This is a genomic window from Martinezella sp. CNPSo 3959 (genome assembly GCF_057784355.1).
Genome location: NZ_JBXSOV010000005.1, coordinates 183,826 through 204,473 on the forward strand (window position 1 = coordinate 183,826; position 20,648 = coordinate 204,473).

General features: G+C 60.1%; 18 protein-coding genes. 9 read left to right on the top strand and 9 right to left on the bottom strand.

The window, feature by feature from the left end; genetic code table 11:
• Positions 1 to 281: 281 nt before the first annotated feature.
• Positions 282 to 1,754 (bottom strand): nucleobase:cation symporter-2 family protein, encoded by a 1,473-nt coding sequence (locus AC13RE_RS14630; RefSeq protein ID WP_488563449.1) that lies wholly within the window; start codon positions 1,752 to 1,754, stop codon positions 282 to 284.
• A gap of 321 nt (positions 1,755 to 2,075) precedes the next feature.
• Between AC13RE_RS14630 and AC13RE_RS14635 the strand changes: the two genes are divergently transcribed.
• The 3 genes from AC13RE_RS14635 (at position 2,076) to AC13RE_RS14645 (ending at position 5,364) form a co-directional block, all read left to right on the top strand.
• Entirely contained in the window at positions 2,076 to 2,417 is a 342-nt protein-coding gene (locus tag AC13RE_RS14635; protein ID WP_488563450.1) for a hypothetical protein, read from the top strand.
• 350 nt (positions 2,418 to 2,767) lie between these two features.
• Positions 2,768 to 4,396, top strand: a complete 1,629-nt coding sequence (locus AC13RE_RS14640; protein ID WP_488563451.1) for a thiamine pyrophosphate-binding protein — start codon at positions 2,768 to 2,770, stop codon at positions 4,394 to 4,396.
• Positions 4,397 to 4,722: 326 nt separating this feature from the next.
• The gene (locus AC13RE_RS14645) at positions 4,723 to 5,364 is read left to right on the top strand and encodes a Pr6Pr family membrane protein (RefSeq protein ID WP_488563452.1); all 642 of its coding nucleotides are present in this window, start codon (positions 4,723 to 4,725) and stop codon (positions 5,362 to 5,364) included.
• A gap of 79 nt (positions 5,365 to 5,443) precedes the next feature.
• Here the strand turns inward: AC13RE_RS14645 and AC13RE_RS14650 are convergent, their stop codons facing one another.
• Positions 5,444 to 6,667 (bottom strand): MFS transporter, encoded by a 1,224-nt coding sequence (locus tag AC13RE_RS14650; protein WP_488563453.1) that lies wholly within the window; start codon positions 6,665 to 6,667, stop codon positions 5,444 to 5,446.
• A gap of 131 nt (positions 6,668 to 6,798) precedes the next feature.
• Between AC13RE_RS14650 and AC13RE_RS14655 the strand changes: the two genes are divergently transcribed.
• The gene (locus AC13RE_RS14655; protein ID WP_488563454.1) at positions 6,799 to 7,392 is read left to right on the top strand and encodes a TetR/AcrR family transcriptional regulator; all 594 of its coding nucleotides are present in this window, start codon (positions 6,799 to 6,801) and stop codon (positions 7,390 to 7,392) included.
• A gap of 68 nt (positions 7,393 to 7,460) precedes the next feature.
• Here the strand turns inward: AC13RE_RS14655 and AC13RE_RS14660 are convergent, their stop codons facing one another.
• The 4 genes from AC13RE_RS14660 to AC13RE_RS14675 all read right to left on the bottom strand — a co-directional run bounded on the left by AC13RE_RS14660 (position 7,461) and on the right by AC13RE_RS14675 (position 10,865).
• Complete coding sequence (locus AC13RE_RS14660) at positions 7,461 to 8,492, bottom strand: ABC transporter substrate-binding protein (protein WP_488563455.1); 1,032 nt, start codon at positions 8,490 to 8,492, stop codon at positions 7,461 to 7,463.
• Positions 8,493 to 8,526: 34 nt separating this feature from the next.
• On the bottom strand, positions 8,527 to 9,297 hold the full coding sequence (locus AC13RE_RS14665) for an ABC transporter permease (RefSeq protein ID WP_488563456.1): 771 nt from the start codon (positions 9,295 to 9,297) through the stop codon (positions 8,527 to 8,529).
• On the bottom strand, positions 9,294 to 10,112 hold the full coding sequence (locus AC13RE_RS14670; protein WP_132721385.1) for an ABC transporter ATP-binding protein: 819 nt from the start codon (positions 10,110 to 10,112) through the stop codon (positions 9,294 to 9,296). The genes AC13RE_RS14665 and AC13RE_RS14670 overlap by 4 nt, the downstream gene beginning before the upstream one ends.
• Positions 10,113 to 10,304: 192 nt before the next feature.
• Entirely contained in the window at positions 10,305 to 10,865 is a 561-nt protein-coding gene (locus AC13RE_RS14675) for a DJ-1/PfpI/YhbO family deglycase/protease (protein WP_488563457.1), read from the bottom strand.
• A gap of 133 nt (positions 10,866 to 10,998) precedes the next feature.
• On the opposite strand from AC13RE_RS14675, the gene AC13RE_RS14680 reads away from it, so the two are divergent.
• Positions 10,999 to 11,505: a cupin domain-containing protein gene (locus AC13RE_RS14680; protein ID WP_488563458.1), complete on the top strand. Its 507-nt coding sequence runs from the start codon at positions 10,999 to 11,001 to the stop codon at positions 11,503 to 11,505.
• 9 nt (positions 11,506 to 11,514) lie between these two features.
• Here the strand turns inward: AC13RE_RS14680 and AC13RE_RS14685 are convergent, their stop codons facing one another.
• Positions 11,515 to 12,213, bottom strand: coding sequence for a methyltransferase family protein (locus tag AC13RE_RS14685; protein ID WP_488563459.1), 699 nt, complete (start codon positions 12,211 to 12,213; stop codon positions 11,515 to 11,517).
• Positions 12,214 to 12,372: 159 nt separating this feature from the next.
• Here AC13RE_RS14685 and AC13RE_RS14690 point away from each other — a divergent pair, with 159 nt between their 5' ends.
• Positions 12,373 to 13,320, top strand: coding sequence for a bile acid:sodium symporter family protein (locus tag AC13RE_RS14690; RefSeq protein ID WP_488563460.1), 948 nt, complete (start codon positions 12,373 to 12,375; stop codon positions 13,318 to 13,320).
• 80 nt (positions 13,321 to 13,400) lie between these two features.
• Here the strand turns inward: AC13RE_RS14690 and AC13RE_RS14695 are convergent, their stop codons facing one another.
• Complete coding sequence (locus tag AC13RE_RS14695) at positions 13,401 to 14,018, bottom strand: 4'-phosphopantetheinyl transferase superfamily protein (protein WP_132721377.1); 618 nt, start codon at positions 14,016 to 14,018, stop codon at positions 13,401 to 13,403.
• 7 nt (positions 14,019 to 14,025) lie between these two features.
• Positions 14,026 to 18,069 carry a Pls/PosA family non-ribosomal peptide synthetase gene (locus tag AC13RE_RS14700; protein ID WP_488563461.1) on the bottom strand — a complete coding sequence of 1,348 codons (4,044 nt, stop codon included), beginning with the start codon at positions 18,067 to 18,069 and terminating at the stop codon, positions 14,026 to 14,028.
• Between the two features lie 259 nt (positions 18,070 to 18,328).
• Here AC13RE_RS14700 and AC13RE_RS14705 point away from each other — a divergent pair, with 259 nt between their 5' ends.
• From AC13RE_RS14705 to AC13RE_RS14715, 3 genes are read left to right on the top strand one after another with little or no spacing between them, the layout of a single operon-like run.
• Complete coding sequence (locus AC13RE_RS14705) at positions 18,329 to 18,565, top strand: PepSY domain-containing protein (protein ID WP_015342374.1); 237 nt, start codon at positions 18,329 to 18,331, stop codon at positions 18,563 to 18,565.
• A gap of 2 nt (positions 18,566 to 18,567) precedes the next feature.
• Complete coding sequence (locus AC13RE_RS14710) at positions 18,568 to 19,239, top strand: response regulator transcription factor (protein WP_015342375.1); 672 nt, start codon at positions 18,568 to 18,570, stop codon at positions 19,237 to 19,239.
• On the top strand, positions 19,236 to 20,627 hold the full coding sequence (locus AC13RE_RS14715; protein ID WP_488563462.1) for an ATP-binding protein: 1,392 nt from the start codon (positions 19,236 to 19,238) through the stop codon (positions 20,625 to 20,627). The genes AC13RE_RS14710 and AC13RE_RS14715 overlap by 4 nt, the downstream gene beginning before the upstream one ends.
• Positions 20,628 to 20,648 lie beyond the last annotated feature (21 nt).

Consider the following 20,648-nt stretch of genomic DNA (forward strand, 5'->3'; position numbering starts at 1 on the left):
GCAATCTCACTCAAGTGAGTTAGATGAACTGCGGAGGGATCGGGGATGGTGGTTTCGACCTGTCAATCTACGGGTGGAGAGGCAAAAGTGCCGCTCGGTAGCGCGCCTTAAGCCAAACTTGGCCGCAGGCCACTTGCGAACTCGGGCAATACTTCAGCAGCCCATGTCCCCCGGCCAAATGGCTGGATTGCGAGACCGGCGCGATTGTGGGACCGTCCGGCCCACAAGGTTCTCAGCCGTGCAGAATGCTTTGAAGCCGCCGAAGCGGGTCCCTCTGTGTTTTAGTGGGCTTCCGCGGGGACCAATGGAACTTCCGCGCCATTGGCGTCGTAAAGCTTGCCATTCAGGAAATAATCGCCGTCATGCAGGCCGGCAATGTCCTGATAGCGGATCAGACGTTCCGTTCCCGCAACGAAGACCGATTGCTGATCCGAGTTTCCGGTCGTCAGGTGGTTGAATAGAAGGTTCAGCGTGATCGCCATCAATGCCGCCGAGCTGATACCGGAGTGGAAGATGGTGATGACCCATGCGGGAAAATGTTCATAGAAGCCAGGCGACGCGATCGGGATCATACCGAAGCCGATCGAGGTCGCCACGATGATGAGATTCATGTTGTTCTCATAGTCGACCTTGGCGAGTGTGCGGATACCGCTTGCTGCGACCGTCCCGAAGAGGACGAGCCCCGCCCCGCCGAGGACGGAGTTCGGAACGGCAGCGACGATGCGGCCGACGATCGGCAGCAAGCCGAGGGCGACGAGAAAAAGGCCGCCGGTTGCCACGACAAATCGGCTCTTGATGCCGGTCACGGCCACAAGGCCGACATTCTGGGCAAAGGCGCTCTGCGTGAAGGAGCCGACGACCGGGGCGAGGATGCTGGACAGCATATCGGCGCGCAAGCCGTCGCCGAGCCGGCGCGCATCGACCTTGGTGCCGACGATCTCACCGACGGCGAGGATATCGGCCGAGGTTTCGACCAGTGTCACCATGATGACGATGCACATCGAGATGATCGCCGCTGCATCGAACACAGGATAGCCGAAATGGAAGATCTGCGGCAGGGCGACAAGCGGCCCGCTCATCACCCGCGAGAAGTCGGCAATGCCGGCTGCATAGGCGATCCCCGTGCCGATGATGATGGCGAGCAGGATCGAGAGCCTCGATATGGCGGCACTGCCCAGCTTGCTGAGCAGCAGCACGATCAAGAGTGTTGCGGCGGCGAGCAGGATATTGGCCTGGCTGCCGAAATCCGGCGCGTTCTTGTTGCCACCCATGGCCCAGCCCGCCGCAACCGGCATGAGGGTGAGGCCAATGGTTGTTATGACGATGCCGGTTACGATCGGCGGGAAGAAGCGCGTGATGCGCGAAAAGACGGGCGTGATGAGGAGCCCGATGAAGGATGCCGCAATGACCGCACCGAGAACGGCCTGTATGCCCCCATGCCCGGTAATGGCAATCATCGTCGCGACGCCGGAAAAGGATACGCCCTGTACGAGGGGAAGGCGGCTGCCGAAAAATGGTATCCCGATCGTCTGCAGGATGGTCGCGAGACCGCCGGCAAACAGCGATGCCGTTACGAGCAGACCGACATCGGCCGGAGTCAAACCCGATCCTTGGCCGATGATCAGCGGGACTGCGACGATGCCGCCATACATGGTCAGGACATGTTGAAGCCCATAGGCCAGATTGGCGCCGATGCTGAGTCTTTCATCCTCGGGGGACAGGCGTGCGGTATTTTCCTCTGCTGCTATTGCCAAGGTAATCTCCTCCATACCTTTGCGTTTCTCGTTTCCTCCAAACGAGCGTTGCACGTTACGGTGTGCGCCATCACATGACTTTATAGAAAAATGCGAAACACCTTATCTGAAGGGTGCATCCCTTTTCATGGACGGACCGCAGTCTTGGTGAACGTTCGAAAATGACAGATCGCTATTCACCTGAAATCGGACGAAAACTCATCTGCCTCCGCATCGCCCCGCAGGCTTATGCAGCTACCGAGACCGATTCAGTCTCGGGAAAGAATAGACGTGCAGAGCCTATATTAGATTTTCGATTCGAATATCGTTCAGAAGATTTGGATGAATTATATGAGTGAATACCAAAATAAGGCCGTCAGGATGCTGGCATCGACTGTAAGCGATGAGTCTCTGATGGATTTGAATGATCGCAGAGATGCGTTTCTGCGCCGTGCTCTGGAGCTTTATTTTGCCGCAGGCGGCACCGAAGCGGCTATCAAGCCGATGGTTGAGAAAGTCTATTCGAAGAACAAGTCGCGCGTGGATATAGCCGTCGGTGACGTGCTCTATAAATTGGCCGGCATCGGTCACGCATGCGATATTGATATCATACAGGCAGGTTACAATAAGCTCGACGACGCCAAGCAGACATTTGCGGGCGAGGAGCTCCATCTTTCCAGATAGGAGGGGGCAAGTTCCTTGCTTAGCCATATGAATTCTTGGCCATATGAATTTTGCGAACGAGCCCGTTCGCTTTTGTGGATGCCTCGGGTTTGCCTGGACAGCAACATTGCCGTCTCTATGCCAGCGTCCCTTCTACAAGGCCGGGATGACACCGCCTCATCAGCCTGAAGCTACGCATGTGGAAACCGTCACATTTATCCATGCGCGAATTGTGCGCAACATACGACAATCTTGCAATTATCTTGCACTAATATGGGAAATCCGTCTCCAAATCGCGCACCTCTTGCATGACCTTCCTGATATTCTGAGCATCAACGATCTGACGCGCTGCGGGAGGGGGAAATACTTAAATGACCGACAATGCGATCTATGTTTATCAGTCGATCGCGAGGGCGATTCGCGATCACGATGTCGGCACGATGTTCGGTCTCATGGGGGATGCCAATCTCTTTATTATCGACCATTATGTGCGCGGATGCGACGGCCGCTTCGTACCGGCAGCGCATGAGGGTAGTTCGGTCCTAATGGCGCTTGCCTATGCCCACGTCGCGGGCAGGGTGGGTGTGGCGAGCGTGACCCACGGTCCGGCTTTGACCAATTGCGTCACCGCACTCACTGAAGGCGCCCGCGGTTCCATCCCCATGGTGCTCCTGGCGGGCGACACGCCGGTCGTCAATCCGCACCATCTGCAAAGCATCGACCAGCGCGAGGTCGTCAAGGCCACCGGCGCCGGCTTCGAGCAGATGCGCTCGCCGGAAACTGCAACCCGGGACGTTGCCCGCGCTTTCTACCGTGCCCGGGTCGAGCGGCGTCCGATCGTCTTGAACATGCCGGCCGATTTCATGTGGTGCGAACAGGCCCACGAGCGGGCTGTCTTCGAAGTCTTCGATGCTCCCGGATATGTGCCCGAGGGTGACGCGCTGGACAGGGCCATCGGCATGATCGCTTCGGCAAAGCGTCCGCTCATCCTCGCAGGTGGCGGGGCTTGTGGTGCGCGCGATCAGCTGATCCGGCTGGCGGATCGGCTGGAGGCTCCGCTTGCGACGACCTTGAAAGCAAAGGGGCTCTTCGGCGGTCATCCCTATAATATGGACATTTTCGGCACGCTCAGTACGCCCGCCGCTTATGACCTGATTGCTAGGACGGATTGCCTGATCTGTTTCGGAGCGGGGTTGCATGATTTCACCACCGACCGAGGCAAGCTCCTGAAGGGCAAGCGCATCGTTCAGATCGATATGGATGCGCGCGCTATCGGCAAGAACATTCATCCGGATGCAGCCCTGGTAGCCGATGCAGGATTGACGGCAGACAATTTCGTTCATTGGCTGGACGAGGCGGAAATTCCGCCGAGCGGCTTCACGCACGAACTGGATGTCCCCTCGCTCACCACCCACCCATCCGATCAGCGCGGCAAGACGAATACGGGATATGTGAATTACATCTGGGCGCTCGAAGAGCTGGAAAAAGCTCTGCCGAAGAACAGGGTGCTTGTGACCGACGGCGGTCGTTTCATGACCGAGGTCTGGTGCCGAATTTCCGTCAGCGACCCGAGGAGCTTCGTGGTGACGGCAAATTTCGGCTCGATCGGCCTTGGGTTGCAGGAAGCAATCGGCGCAAGCGTTGCTGCGCCGGATCGGCCGGTGGTGCTTTTCACCGGGGATGGCGGTTTCATGATGAGCGGCGTCAACGAGTTCAATACGGCTGTGCGTCTTGGGCAGGACCTGATCGTCATCGTCTGCAATGATTCCGCTTATGGAGCCGAACATATCCAGTTTCGCGATCGGAAGATGGACCCGGGCCTCACCCTGTTCAACTGGCCCTCATTTGCCGAGGTCGCGACCGCGCTTGGCGGTCACGGTATTGCGGTCAGCTCGGCCGACGAGCTTGAAAGCGCCCTGGACGCCATCCGGAATCGCAATCGCCCGGTGCTGATCGAGCTGCGTCTCGATCCCAATGACGTGCCACGGATGCGCATCTGACAATCGCCTCCGAGGGCACGAGAGGCAAACCGCTTTCAGGGCTCAACATGTCGACATCGACTTGGCCAAGAGCTGTCGTCACCTCGTGGCCGGAGGATTTCTTCGGCCGTTCGATGCTTGCTTTTGATTTGCCGCAATCGAATAGTCTTCTGCGAGACGGTATATGTCTCCAATACCGTCGATCTTACCGCGGAGGTCGGCGGATTGGCGGAAGTTTCAAGGCGCGCCTTGTCCTCAATGAGCTATAGAATTTCGATGAAATCGAACGGGTTGATGTTGAATTCCTTCGGCCTTCGCTCCGGCGTTAAATCAGCAGGTGAGGCATCGTGGCCGGCTTGATTCGCATCTATCGCTGTCTGCTTGCCCTGCTTGCTTTGTCGGGTATCGCGATCTCATATTTCGCTATCATACCGGGCGTGCATGTTTCGCGGCTGACCATGACGTTGAATTTCTTCAGCTATTTTACAATACAGTCCAATCTTCTCCTCGCCGCGACACTGCTTTGCGCGCAAATCGCGTCGCGCTCGTCGATTGGCCAATGGGCGAGCAAGCCGTCGATCCGAAGCGCCGTTCTCATTTACGTCGGGATTGCGGGCATCGTTTATGTTTTGATGCTAAGGGACGTTTGGCACCCTCGCGGCTGGCAACTGCTCGGAGACCAGATACTCCATTATTGTGTTCCGGTGCTGTATGCCCTGGATTGGATTTTTCTGAGTGAACGCGGCAGGCTTTCCTGGCGCGATGTGCTCTGGTGGCTGGCTTTTCCCGCAGCCTATTCCGCTTATACGCTTGCGCATGGATATATCTCTCATTTCTACCCATACCCGTTCCTGGACGTTCGCGATATCGGTCTTGAAGCCGTCCTGCTGAACATGGGGCTGCTGGCAGCAGCCTTTCTGGTTCTGGGAGGGGTGCTGACTTTTCTCGACTGGGTCAGCACCCGGCAACGGGTCTTTCGGCGCGCATAGGCTGCGGGAATAGGCAATGTTGTCCCGGGGCACATTCGTCACGGAGCAATATGCCGCTGCAGGCGGCTCTCCTGTTTCCTCATTCGGCCAGCTGTGTAACGGCGGCCGTGCTAGGGGCTCGTGCGCCGGAAAGGCTTGCCTGGCCGAGCGCTATGACGATGACGGCTGCGACGGTTGCCGCGACTGAAACCCAGAAGCCGTTCGCGGGGCCGAAACTATCCACCACCCAGCCGGAGACGAAGGCGCCGAGTGCCATGCCGATACCGATGCCGGTCATGACCCAGGTCACTCCTTCCGTCAGCATGGCCTCCGGTACGCGGCGTTCGATAAGTCCGAAGGCAGTGATGAAGGTCGGTGAAATGGCGACGCCGCTGAGGAAAACGGCAAAGGCGAGCAGTGCGACCGAGGTGCTGGCTACAAGAAGCGGCAGGGAGGTAATGGCAAGGACGGTGGCGGCCACCAGCAGCTGACGTTGCAGCGGCATTTTGAGGTTCAGCGCTCCAATGATGAGGCCGACGATGAAGGAGCCGAGCGCATAGACACCGATGACGATGCTTGCGGCACTCGGTTCGCCGAGCTGCTTGGTGATGGCCACGGCACTGACTTCCGCCGTTGCGAAGGTGGCTCCGACGAAGATCAGCGCGAGCGTGATGATCTGGACCGGCCGCTGCCAGATCGCCGAGTGCTGCGGCGCTTCGGCATCGATTGCACGAACCTTGGGCTCCGTCGATCGCTGCATCAGGAAGGCTGCTGATCCGAGCGCGAGGAAGATGGTGCTGGCGATCATTCCGGCTTCCGGGAACAGTGAGACGGCAAGCCCGACGGAAAGGGATGCGCCGGTGATGTAGACGAGCTCATCAGCTGCCGATTCGAATGCAAAGGCCGTATTCAACTCAGGCCGGTCCCGAAAGATTTCCGTCCAGCGCGCACGTACCAGGGCAGGGATGCTCGGCATGACGGCCGCAAGAAAGCCCGATGCGAACAGTGTCCAGGCGGGCCAGCCCTGATTTGCCGCGACGACCAGAAGGATGAAGGCGACGACCGAAATGATGGTGGTCGGCACGACAACGGCACTTTGACCGAGCCGGTCGACGAAGCGCGATATCTGCGGCGAGACGAAAGCATTTGTCAAAGCGAAGGTGGCCGAAACCGCGCCGGCCAGCCAATATTCGCCCCGTGTCTGCGACAGCATGGCAACGATGCCGATCGGCGCCATGGCAAGCGGAAGACGAGCAAAGAAGGCGGCGGCTGAAAAGCCCTTGGCTCCGGGCGCTCGGAAAATCTCTCTATATGGATTGGACATCGGAACATTCCTCGATTGACGAGATTGCGTACGCATACGCGGCGTATGTCAATGAATAATTGCATACGCTGCGTATGTCAACTAATATACGCGGCGTATGCCAATAAATGTGAAGAGCCGACGGAGACGCAATGCGCAAACCTCGCAGTGAAATGATTGCCGAAACGCGAGCCAAGCTGCTGAGCGCTGCCCGTAAGGCATTCGGTAGCGTCGGCTATGCCGAGGCATCGATGGATGATTTTACAGCGGCGGCGGGGCTGACGCGAGGGGCCCTCTATCACCATTTCGGCGATAAAAAGGGGTTGCTGCAGGCCGTGGTCAACGAGATCGATGCCGAAATGACCGCAAGGCTCTGTCAGATCTCATCTCAAGCACCGTCGCGCTGGCAGGCGTTCGTTGACGAGAATGTCGGTTACGTCGAGATGGCGCTGGAGCCGGAAATTCAGCGCATCATGTTTCGTGACGGTCCGGCCGTGCTCGGCGAACCCTCCGGATGGCCGAGTGCCAACGGCTGTATCGCCACGATTACAGAAAGCCTTCGCTGTCTTCGCGAAGACGGTATCATCGTCAATATTGACCCGGAAGCCGGCGCTCGCCTCATCAATGCGGCAAGCAGCTGCGCCGCGCAATGGATCGCCAATTCGGACGATCCAGAGACGACCTCGAAACGGGCCGTCGGCGCTTTCCGCACCTTTCTCGAAGGATTGCGGATCGAGAAAGAATGATTTGTGTAGGGCGTGACGCGGTGGACGACGGCGGTAGTCGGGCTATCGCTTGTCGTCCATTGCTGCGATCAGGTCTTTGCGGCCTTGGCAAAAGTCGGATCGAATGTCTTCTCAAAGGGCACGTCGGCATTGGCGAGCTCGGGATCGAGAGTCTTCAGGACGCCCATCATGGAATTATAGCCTTCTATCGTGACCATGCCGTCGGGAGAATACATCTCCTTGGAGTTCTTGAAGGCCTGCATATAGAGATCGCGGTTGCCGAGCAGATATTCCTCCGGCACGACGCTGGCGACGTCATCCGGGCTTGCCGTTGCGATCCATTTCAGGGCCTTCATGAAGGCATTGACAGTCTTTTGCGTGGTGATCGGATTTTCCTTGGCAAACTCGCGCTTGATGTAGACCGTTGCGGCCGGGTTCGGCCCGCCGAAAAGGGCACGGGTGCCGGCTTCCGTGCGGGTATCCAGGAGAACGTTGATGTCGCCGTCATATTGCAGCTGCGCGATGACGGGATCGAGATGGGAAAGGCCGTCGATCTGATCGCTCTTGACCGCGGCAACCGCGCCGGCCCCGCCGCCGACGCCGATCAGCGACGCATCGTCGGTCTTCAGCCCGTTCTTCAACATGGCATATTGGAACATCAGCGCCGTCGAGGAGCCTGGCGCGGTCACGCCGATCTTGCGGCCCTTCATGTCCGCCATCGACTTGATCTCGCCGGCGAGATCCTTGCGCACGGCAATGACGATGCCGGGGAAGCGCCCGAGATTGCAGATCGCGACGATATCCTGCCCCTTGTTCTGCATGCGGATCGTATGTTCATAGGCACCGGCGACGACATCGAGCGAGCCGCCGATCAGGCCTTCGAGCGACTTCGAACCGCCAGCGAAATCATTGATGGTGACGTTGAGGCCTTCTTCCTTGAAGAAGCCTTTTCGCTCGGCGATCGTCAGCGGCAGGTAATAGAGCAGCGGCTTGCCGCCGACGCCGATCAACAGATCCGGCTTTTCCGGTTTCGCATCCTGTGCCAGGGCGGGCAGGATGCCGGCAAGCGATGCGCCGATACCGAAGCTAGCCGTCCCGATCAGAAATGTCCTGCGTTCCATGTCCTTGTTCCTCCACTTCGCTATTCTCAATGCGCTATTGGCCGCGCCAGGCGAGCAGGCGCCTTTCGACCATCGTCATCAGCCAGTCCACGAGCAGGACGAAGGCAGTCAGAACCACCATGCCCGCAAAGACGCCGGTCACGTCAAAGACGCCCTCGGCCTGCTGGATGAGATAGCCGAGGCCGGCGGCCGAGCCCAGATATTCGCCGACGACGGCGCCGACGACGGCAAAACCCACCGAGGTATGCAGGCTGGAAAATACCCAGGAAAGCGCGGATGGAAGATAGACATGGCGCAGCAGCTGTCGCTCGTTCATACCGAGCATGCGGGCGTTGGACAGCACCGGCTGGCTGACTTCCTTGACACCCTGATAGACGTTGAAGAAGACGATGAAGAAAACGAGGGTGATGCCGAGCGCCACCTTCGACCAGATACCGAGGCCGAACCAGAGCGCGAAGATCGGAGCCAGCACGACGCGGGGCAGTGCATTCGCCGCCTTTACGTAAGGATCGAAGACGGCAGCAATCAGCGGCCGGCGCGCAAACCAGAAGCCGAAGACAATGCCGCCAAAGGCGCCGAGCAGAAAGGCAAGGATCGATTCCGATAGTGTGATCCACAGATGATACCAGATCGATCCCGACGCAAACCATTGAATGACGCGCTGCGCCACCTTGAGCGGATCGGCAAAGAAGAAGGATATGGTTTTCGGATTGCCGAAAATGCCGGTATTCGTTGCGAGATGCCAGATAGTCAGGAGGACCACGGCCACGAGGATTTGCAGCAGAAGAAGGAGAGAACGGTTCATGCGATCTCTCCGCTGCTCTGGCGATAGGCGGTCATCACCTCATCGCGCAGCGCCTGCCAGATATCACGATGCAGCCGGTTGAATACGGGGTCGTGGCGTATCTCGCCGATATCGCGCGGCCGCTCCAAAGGGATCTTGAAATCGCCGATGATGCAGGATTTCGGACCGGCCGACATGATGACGACACGGTCGGCAAGGGCAATCGCTTCATCGAGATCGTGAGTGACGAACATCACCGCTTTGCGGTCCTCGGACCAAAGCTTGAGCAGGAGGTCGCCCATGATCAGGCGGGTCTGCGCATCGAGCGGCCCGAAGGGTTCGTCCATCAGGAGCAGTTTGGGATTGCGGATGAGCACCTGGGCGAGACCGACCCGCTTGCGCTGGCCGCCTGAGAGCATGCGCGGGAAACGATCGGCAAATGTGGCAAGGCCAACGCGCCCCAGCCAATCGCTCGCAATCCGTCTTGCCTCGGCCGTATCCGTTCCCGCAATCTCTAGTCCGATCGCAACATTCTCGAGAACCGTTTTCCACGGCATCAGCGAATCCTGCTGGAAGAGATAGCCCGCCTGTTTATTGATGGATTTCAGCGGCTGGCCGAAGACTTCGACCGTGCCGGACGCCGGCGTCAAAAGGCCCGCCGTCGCATTGAGAAGGGTGGATTTACCGCAGCCCGTCGGGCCGACGATGGCCACGAACTCATGCGCTCCTACCTCCAGATTGGTCGCCGCTACGGCATCGAACCGTGCCTTGCCGGCCATTTCAAAGGAAATCGCCACCTGTTTCAGGCTGATCGCCCTCACAGCCTCCATCGTCATGCCCTGCTTTCCTCCCCGATATCCGTCTACCTCCGGCGGCCATCAGGCATTGTCATGTTCGGCCAACAGATCAAAGCATGCCCGGCCAGTCAATATGCGGATTGGCTCCGCTCCCGTTCTGCTGCAGGGAAAAGATGCGAAAGCCCCGACAGTTGTTGCCGGGGCTTCGCAAGTTTCGTTGGAATCGAGCGGTCAGGCTGCACGCCGCCGGTGCCGGCCCTCCTGAACTTCCTCGACGATCTTGTCGACGAAGGCCGGGAGATCGTCGGGCGACCTGGACGTGATGATGCCCTCATCGGTCACGACCTTTTCGTCCTTCCAGGTCGCGCCGGCATTTTTGACATCCGTCTTGATGGACCAATAGGAGGTTGCCTGGCGTCCTCGCAATGCGTCGGCCTCGACGAGCAGCCAGGGTGCGTGGCATATGGCGGCGACCACCTTGCCGGAATTCAGGAATTCGCGGACGACACGCATGGCGTCTCCTTCGAGACGCAGCTTGTCGGGATTGATCTGGCCGCCCGGCAGCACCAGCGCATCGAACTGGTTCACGTCGACATCCTTGGCCAGGAGATCGACGTCGACGCTGTCGCCCCAATCGGTCTTGTCCCAGCTCTTGATGCTGTCCTTCTTGATGGAGGCAACCTTGACGTCAGCGCCACGCTTCCTGAGTTCGTCGAGGGGAACGCGGAGCTCTGAACGTTCGTAACCGTCCGTCGCCAGAATGAGGATATGTGCGGAATTGATGGAAGGCATGATCTATCCTTTCGCTGTATCGTTGATCGGATGCCCGTTTCCAAACTTCAGCCGCAGGCAATCGTTCCCCAGTTTCTGCGGGAACCGCAGCGAGATCCGGCGGTTATGATGGCAATCGACAGGGAGAGAACGGATGGAGCAGGCAATCCAATTCGAGCAGTCCGGCTGGGTTCCCAACAACAGGCGATTTCCGGTAATCGTCTATCGGCAGGTGCTTGACGATCCCGACAGGGCAGAGGCTTTCGAACGGCTCTTTCGAACCAATGGGTGGGGCGGCCTCTGGCGAAACGGCGTCTATTCCTTTCACCATTTTCATTCGACGGCCCATGAAATATTGGGCGTCGCCGCAGGTCAGGCCCGGCTGATGATCGGCGGACCCGCAGGCAAGGAAATCGCAGTCGAGGCCGGCGACGCCTTGCTGCTGCCAGCCGGAACCGGTCATTGCCGGCTGGAGGCGAGCAAGGATCTGCTTGTGATCGGCGGCTATCCACCAGGTCAGGTGGCCGATCTTTGCCGGGAAATGCCTACGGCCGAACAGCAGGCGATGATCGAAAAACTTGGCGTGCCTGCAAGGGATCCGCTGAAAGGAGAGGTCGGTGGCCTCCGCTCCCTTTGGCACGGCAACACCCAGCACCGGTGAAACAGAGCGTCACCAGATACCCGGCAGCAACCGGAATCGAACGCGCTTGGAATAGTCGGCATAGCCTTCCAGCTCGCTATGAAGCAGCGCATCTTCCCAGCTCGTGCGCAGGATCAGCACGGCGCTTGCCCAGGCGGCAGGGATCAAGGCCCACCAGGAACCCAGTGCCAGTGCCAGCCCCGCAAATACCAAGATCGCGCTGACATAGCCCGGATGACGCACGTAGGCGTAGGGACCGTCGCTGATGACGTGCTGGCCGCGTTCGCGCTGGAGACGCACGCCGGGCTCAAAGAAGCGATTGACCGCCTGAGCCCATGTGCCGAGCGCGATGCCTGCCACGAGCAGCAGATAACCGAGGATCACGATGGAGGTTGGCATCACCGACCATCCCATCCTGCCGGCATCCAGGGCTCCAAGCGGCATTTCGGCGGTCATCCCAAGCAAGATCAGCGAGACCAGGATGAGATCCCAGCCTTTGGTGCCGGCCTGGAAGCGGCTGCGCGCTTGGAAGATGACCGGGTTCACGCGCCGCATTACCAGAAACGCTATTCCATAGCTCACCACCAGGAACGCGATGAAGACCCATCCAGGCCGCCAGTCGAGACGACCGGCTGGCAGAAAGATAAGTACGAGCAGCGCCAGCGGCAGTCCGATCGCGTAGGATAAGGCCTTCGTGCGGGACATCGGCTCGGGCTCGGTAACAGTCATGTATTGGCTCCTTGCAGGACAAACCTGCTGCGCTCGTCGACGGATTCATATCGTATCGATGATGGAAGTGGACGGATCGAGCGGTTCGAAGCCTTGACACCCGATGCGCCGGGTTTAGACCGGCCGAATATCATTATGCTCCTTCCCCCCGGAGATTCCATGAAATTCCTGGCATCCTTTTCCGCCTTCGTCGGCAAGACCTTTTCCATATGGGTCATCCTGTTTGCCGTCCTCGGTTTTTTCCTGCCCGACGTCTTCAAGCAGCTTGCCCCTTGGATCGTCGTGCTTCTCGGCATCATCATGTTCGGCATGGGACTGACCATATCCGTTGACGACTTTCGCGAGCTGGCGCGTCGCCCTCATGAGGTCGCGATCGGCGTCATCGCGCATTTCGGCATCATGCCGGCGCTGGCACTGCTTTTGACGCGGATCATTCCGATGCCGCCGGAAGTCGCCGCCGGCGTCATTCTGGTCGGCTGCTGCCCGGGCGGCACCTCGAGCAATGTCATGACCTATCTTGCGCGCGGCGACGTAGCGTTGTCGGTCGCATGCACGAGTGTGACGACGCTGGCTGCGCCGATCGTCACGCCGTTCCTCGTGTGGATGTTTGCAAGCCAGTATCTGCCCGTCAATGCCTGGTCGATGTTCATCAGCATCGTGCAGGTCATCATCGTGCCGCTTCTGCTTGGTTTTGTTGCGCAGAAAGCCGTGCCCGGTCTGGTTCGTGCCGCAATACCGGTTCTGCCTCTTGTCAGCGTCATCGGCATCGTATTGATCGTTGCGGCTGTCGTCGGTGCGTCGAAGGCGGCCATCGTGCAGTCCGGCCTGCTGATTTTCGCCGTCGTTATCCTGCACAACGGTCTTGGCTATCTCTTCGGCTACTATGCATCGAAAGTGTTCGGGCTCAATTTCTACAAGCGCAAGGCGCTGGCTATCGAAGTGGGCATGCAGAATTCAGGCCTGGGTGCCGCGCTGGCGACGGCCTATTTCTCGCCGATCGCCGCGGTTCCCAGCGCGATCTTCTCCGTCTGGCACAATATTTCCGGCGCGACCTTGGCAAACTGGTTTGCCTCGCGCGAAGACGCAGACGCACCGCCGCGTCCCTGAAATATCCACGCTGTCGGGAAGGCGCCGCGGTTTCCATCGGCGCCTCTCCGGCCGAAATGCTCGCAACCGAGGGATCGTCGCTAGCGCATATCCCTGGCAAGGGCACAATAGACGGATTGATCCGCAGCGTTGGAAAGTCGAGTCACTGCGAGCGCAATCGGCGGCAGCCGCGACCCGGCGCCAACATGGATTGTTGCGCCATCGGTGCGGAGGAGGTTCAGCTGCGCCGCCAGATCAGGTTCGTCCAGCCCGTCGAAAATACCGCGGCCGCTGATCTTCAAGGCAGCCTCCTTGGCGACCCAGAGTCGGTAACAGATCTCCAGCGCCGCTGCGCTATCGAGGGTGGCCACGGCGGCCGCTTCCTGTGGCGAGAAGTGGTCGGCGGCAAAGGTCACCGGTTCGAAACCATTGATATCTTCGACCTCTATATCCACTCCGACAGCGCTGTTAGGCGAAAAGCCCGCCAGCAGCACGTCGGTGCGATGCGAAAGCGAAACGCCCAGCTCGTGATACGGAGGCCTTAGCGCCGGCCGCTCGCTGGGCCGGCGATAGATGGAAAGATCGTCCCGTTGTGTGGCTTCTCTCAAGGCTATTTGCGAGATCTGATCACGCTCTTCTCGCCCGCCCGGCATCGGGCGGACAAGGACGGCGATCGCATCAGCGACCGCCAGGACGACCTCGAATCGAGGGGTCGTCATCCCGCGCTCACGCAGCGGCGGAGGGCAGGGTCTCTTTCTGAGTAACCGGCTCCGGCTGCTGCTCGGCTTGAACTGCCTGGGCGGGAGCGCCGACCCATGATGTTCCCTGCGGGATGGCCTCACCCTTCATGACGAGGGTCAGCAATCCGATTTCGGCGAAATCACCGACATTGGCCTCGTAAAGCACGGTGCTGCCGGAGCCGATGGTGACGCCTTCGCCGATCGTGATACGGCCGACCTTCATGATGCGGTCTTCATAGAGATGGGTCTGCGGGCAGGATCCCATATTGAGAACCGCATGGTCGCCGATATGGGTACAATCGAATTCGCAGATATCGGTGCTGTTGATCCATGCCCCCTGGCCGATCTTGGCGCCGAAGGGACGGAGCAGCCAGGGCAGGAAAGGCGTGCCGCGCAGATAGTCGAGCAGCATCTTGCTGGCGAGACCGCCATAAAACACCGCGACGGCCTCGGTACGCATCGCCCACCACGACCACATCGGCCGGTTCATCGGCTTGTAGGTGCCAATCAGCGTCCATTTGAATGCGACGGCGACGAGATAGAGGATGCCGGAGGTCGCAAGCCCCGCGGCCATCAGCGTCCAGAAAAGGCTGCCCCAGGCACCATTGTCGATTTCGCTGGCCAGCATGTCGGACATGGCGAGTGCCATAACGATCAGGATGGCGGTCGGCAGCGACGTATGCATGGCCTCGAATAGAATACGCACAAGGCGCATGCGGAGCGGCGGTGCATAGGTGGTGTTCGCAGCCGCCTGCAGCCTCTCGCGCGTCGGGAACTGGAAGGCGGGGCTGCCGCACCAGGTCTCACCCGATTTGACGTGCAGGGAGTCGGGCAGGCGCGTCTTGATGCCGATGAGTGAATCACTCTCGATCACCGCACCCTGCGAGATGACGGAGGAGTTGCCGAAGAAGCAGCGATCGCCGGTCTTCAGGCGCTTGAGTATCATCCAGCCGTTCTGGATTTCCTCGTCGCCGAAGATGGTCTCGTCACCAATGAAGTTGTCGCGGCCCATTTCGATCAGATCGTAGCGGCCGGCGAAGTTTGCCGAGATCTCCGTGCCCTTGCCGATCTTGGCCCCCATCAGGCGATACCAATTGCGCATGAAGACGGTGGCGTAGAGCGAATTCAGAGTTTCTAGCATCGCCTCGGTGGTCAGACCGACGACCCATTTGCGGAAATAAAGATTGCCGAAGATGGAGTAGCGGCCCGGCACGACGCGAGGCAACAGCACCCATCTGAGCGCCACGACGACAGCCATGGACACGACGATCAGCAGGAAGGCGGCTGGCCAGGAGAGCGCGGCGATCATTCCCCAGGACAAGGCTTCGTCGGAGCCGGGCGCGTAAATCTGCTGCACGGCCGAGAACAGATAGAAGGCCGGGAAGATCGGCAGCAGGCCGACGACGAGGCTGAGATTGTAGGCAACGAAATAGGCTGCGAACTGGAAAACGCGTCCGACGGTTCCAAGCTCCGGATGGGCGGGCATCTCTTCGTGCTCGGCATGCCCGGTCTGGCGGGCGGGCGAGCCATCCCAGCGCGTATGAGCCTCGACATGCGTGCCAGCGGCAATCGCCGTCAGATCGCCGATGACGGCGCCGTCACCGATCTTCACGTTATGGCCGATGACCGAGCCATTGCCGACCTGCACGCCTTCGCCGATATCGATCGTGCCGACATGGATTTCATTGCCGATGACTTCGACATTGGCAAGCTTGATCTTGACGCCGAGGCTGGATCTTGCGCCGATGCGCACGAGGTCGATCGCGCCTTCCTCGAACTCGTCGATCATCGCGTCCTTGCCGACCTTGGCGCCGAGTGCGCGCATATAGACGCGGATAAGCGGCGAGCCTTTGAGGAATTTCGGAGCGGTCAGCTGGACGATGCGCTGCATCAGCCAGAGGCGGAAATAATAGGTACCCCAGAGCGGATAGACGCCGGGCCGCGTGCGACCGATGACAAGCCATTTCAGGGCGACGACAACAAGCTTCTCGCCGAGATTGAGCGCGAGGTAGACGCCGCCGAGAATGAGGATTTCATTCCAGAGCGATGCACCGTCATCGATCAGCAGGATCGAGGCAAGCAGCAGGCCGATCCATTGCAGCGTTGCGATAGCGACGATGAAGGGCAATACCACGGCTTGAGCGAGACCGCAGAGAAAACGCCGGCGCAACGGCACCGGTTCGAAATTCTTACGTTCCTGTCCCGAGGTGCTCTCGGCGCGCTGCTCCAGGATCGCGGCAATGCCGCGCAGCGTACGGCCGGCATAGACGTCGCGCAGGGCGATGCTGGCGAGCAACGGGATCTTGCGCACTTCGGAAACAAAGCGGGCCGCCAGCATGGAATGGCCGCCGAGTTCAGTGAAGAAATCCGCTTCGAAGCCAATAGAGCGCAGTCGAAGCGCCTCGGTCGCGGCCTTCAGCAGCTGTGCTTCCGTCCATGTGCGCGGCGGCTCTTGTGCCTGGGTCGGCTGGTCGGCCACCAGCGGAATAGCGGCAAGCGTCTTGCGGTCGATCTTGCCGGACGGAAGACGCGGCAGAGAGACATGGCTATGCCAGGCGGCGGGAACCATGTAGGGCGGCAGTTTGGCCGCAAGCACAGCGCGGGCCTTGTCGCGATCGAAGCTGCTGCCCGTGGTAACGATGTGGGCGACCAGCATGTCCTCGCCATCCGGCGGGCGATGCACGACGACGGACGCGGCCTTCACCTCGGGAAGTTCGCCCACGACGGTTTCGATCTCGCCGAGTTCGATGCGATAGCCGCGAATCTTGACCTGGTCGTCGATGCGCCCGAGGAAATGGAGCTGCCCTTCCTCGTCCATCAGCACGGCGTCGCCACTGCGGTAAAGCACCGGGTCGTCATGGCCGGCGAAGGGATTGGCGACGAATTTTGCGGCGGTCAGCTGCGGCAGGTTTCTATAGCCGGCGGCAACACCCGGTCCGCCGATCAGCAATTCGCCGGTGTCACCGCGGGCAACGAGCTGCAGGTTTTCGTCGACGACGTAGGCGGTCGTGTTGGCGATCGGGCAGCCGATCGTGATCGGCCGAGACGGATCGAGTTCGGCGTAGGTCGCAACCACAGTCGTCTCGGTCGGGCCATAGGTATTGATCAGGCGCCGGCCGGCTTTGGAAAAGCGGCTGACGATCGCCGGAGGGCAGGCTTCGCCGCCGACGATGATGACGCGCAGGCTTTCGACATCGCGCTCGAGCATGGTGAGCAGGGTCGGCACGGTGTCGATGACCGTGATCTTTTCGGCTTCCAGCACGTCGGCCAGCCTGTCGAGCTCGGCCATGACAGCAGATGTCGCAACCTTCAGGGTCGCGCCGACCAGATAGGGAACGAATATTTCTTCGAGCGAAAGGTCGAAGGCGACCGAAGCCTGCTGAAGAACGACGTCCGATTCGACCATGCCGAGGACGTCGTTGCCGGCCCGCAGATAATGGCAGATGTTCTGATGCGTGATGACGATGCCCTTCGGCTTGCCTGTGGAGCCGGAAGTGTAGATGGCGTAGGCGGGATCATCACGCGTGGCGGCGCGGGGCGCGACGCCATCATCGTCTTCTGCGAGCAGTGCCTTGAGGATAAGGGTCTGGCCGACGAATTCGGGAGCGAGGGCCGCCTTCTCGTCATGCGTCAACAGCCATTTCGCGCCGCAATCGGCGAGGCTGACGGCCACGCGGTCGGCAGGGGCAGCGGCATCGAAGGGAATATAGGCAGCTCCGGCCTTGAGAATCGCCAGAAGTGCGACATGTAGCTCGAGGGAGCGCTGGAACCAAAGGCCGACGAAATCGCCGGGACCGATGCCGCGACGGCTGAGTGCACGCGCTGCCTCATCGGAAAGCCGGTCCAGTTCGGCATAGGTCATCGCCTGGTCTGTTCCGATCAGGGTCAGTGCCGTCTTGTCGGGGCTGCGGGCAACCGTGGCCTTGAAGATGTCCACCAGGGTTTCATTGCGGACGAACTCAGGCCGAATGCCGCCTGAGGAGACCGAGAGGCTGGCATTTGGGGTAATCGACGAAATCTGGATAGTCATGGTAACTTCTGCGGAACGAAACTCGGCACAATCAGCGTGCCATCTGCCCATGCTTATACACCCTTCAATTTGCAGCTCTCTTACGGGCGTTGTCAGTGAATTGTAATGTTGGGAAAGCTATGCTTGGTTCGCTGCAGGGCGAGCCCTGTGTGCCATCTCGAAAGAAGGATTGATATCGTTGCGCATATTCGGGCGAAGAGCCGGCTGGCCCCGCTGGCTGTCCGTTCTCTTGGTAGCGGTTCTGCTAAGCTTGCCAGGCATGGAAGCATTGGCTCGTATACATAGCAATGTTCTGGTCGAAGATGCCGGCAGCTTGCGGCCGCTACGCGACATCTATGCGGTCGTTGCGCGCGAAATGCCGGGAAAGGTGCTGCGAATCAAGCGCGTTCGCCGGGCTGGGCGCCAGGCCTATGCCGTGCGCGTGTTGAAGCCGGATGGCAAACGTGGTGATATAGTGCTCGACGGCGCAACACTTGCCGTGATCGAGAGACGCTGAGAATGCGCATTCTGATTGCTGAGGATGAGCCCAGTATTGTGGCGGACATGCGCCGCTGCCTGGAGGATCAGCATTATGTCGTCTCGACTGTGAGCAACGGCGAGGAAGCCTGGTATCGCGGCGATATCGAGCATTTTGATCTTGTCATCCTCGATCTCGGACTTCCGAAGCTTGATGGATTGACGGTGCTGCGACGCTGGCGCGCAGAACGCCGCGGCATGCCTGTCATCATATTGACGGCGCGAGACGGGTGGCGCGACAAGGTCGACGGCATGGATGCGGGTGCCGACGATTATCTGACCAAGCCCTTCCGTATGGAGGAACTTCTGGCGCGCGTGCGCGCTCTGATGCGCCGCGCCGCCGGACAATCTTCTCCGATCCTTTCCAATGGCGTGCTGGAGCTCGACACACGCCAGCGCACAGTTTCGTTTCGCGGGCAGCCGGTCCAGGTGACGGCGCTTGAATACAGGCTTCTTGCCTATCTGATGCACAATGCCGGCACCGTGCTTTCCCGAACGCAGATCGCCGACAGCATCTATGATGAAGAGACGGAGCTGCTGTCGAACGCGCTCGAAGTGGTCGTCGCGCGTCTCAGGCGCAAGTTCGACGGCACCGTGATCGAGACCCGGCGCGGCCAGGGCTATATCATTCCGCGCGAGGCGCCGCCGTCATGACACCGTTCTCGCTGCGAGGGCGGTTGCTGCTGGGTTCCGTGGTGGCGATCATCGTTGCAACCTTTCTTGCCGGGGTCGGCATCAACGCCATTTCCGGGCTGGCGGTCAGGGCGCTTGCCCTCTCCGAGATAGATGAGGAGTTGCGCGTTCTGCTGGCGGCGGTCGATATAAATTCCTCCAATCAACTCTTCCTTGACGACACGCCGACGGATCCCCGCTTCGGCATTCCGAATGGTGGCTTCTATTGGCAGGTCGGCCGCAACGGCACCGTCGAGCTGCGCTCTCAATCGCTCTGGGAGCAGAACTTGCCCTGGCTGCGTGCCCGCCCTCGCGATGCCGGACGAGCGACGGATATGAAAGGGCCGAACGGCAGCCGTCTTCTTGCCGTTGAGCGGTCGATTTCGATCCCTTCGGCCACGGGCGACCAGATCGTCGATATTGTCATGGCACTCGACAACAGCGAGCTTGCGCCGGCACGCTGGCGTTTCTTCTACGCCATGGCGCCATCTCTTGGCGTGCTTTCAGCCGCCCTCATCGTGGCCGTCATCGCTTTTCTGCGATACGGGCTGCGGCCGCTCAATGATCTGCGCGCGGCCCTGATGGCGGTCCAGGAGCGATCAGCACGCAAGATCACCGGTCAGTTTCCGCGGGAAGTCCAGCCTCTCGTGGACGATCTCAACGGGCTGCTTGCATCGCGTGAAACGCAGTTGACACAGGCGCGTGCGCGCGCCGGCGATCTGGCGCATGGCCTGAAGACGCCGCTCGCGGCACTGGAGGCGACAGCGCGCCTTCTGTCGGAAGAGGGCATGTCGGAGCGGGCCGCAGCCATCCAGACGGAGGTCAGCCGGATGGAGGCGCAGATCAAGCGAACACTTGCGCAAACCCGTGCCAGCCTGGCGGCCGCCCATACCGTCGGCGTCATGGACGCCAGCGCCGATCTCCAGAAGATCATCTCGGTCATGCGGCGCCTGTCGAGCGAGCGCAAGATCGATTTCGAGCTTGTGGCGCCGCCCGAGATGTGGCTGGCGATCGACGAGGCGGATTTTGCGGACATTACCGGCAATCTGATCGACAATGCCAGAAAGTGGACGGCCGGCAAGGTGAAGGTCCGTCTGTCGCAGTTGCCCGAGCCTGAGGGCGTGGAACTGTGCATCGAGGACGACGGTCCGGGCCTGCCGGAGGATGCCGAGATGGCCTTCATTCGCCGTGGCAGGCGGCTGGACGAAAGCATTGCCGGAACCGGTTTCGGCCTGGCGATCGCCAAGGATCTGGTCGAGGCCTATGACGGCAAGCTGGCGCTCGCCCGCTCTAGCCTTGGCGGATTGTCTGTCACCGTCAATCTGCCGGCGCGACTGGTCAAGGACAGACAAGCGGCGCTGGAAAATTAGGTCTGCGGCATTTCCGGCTTA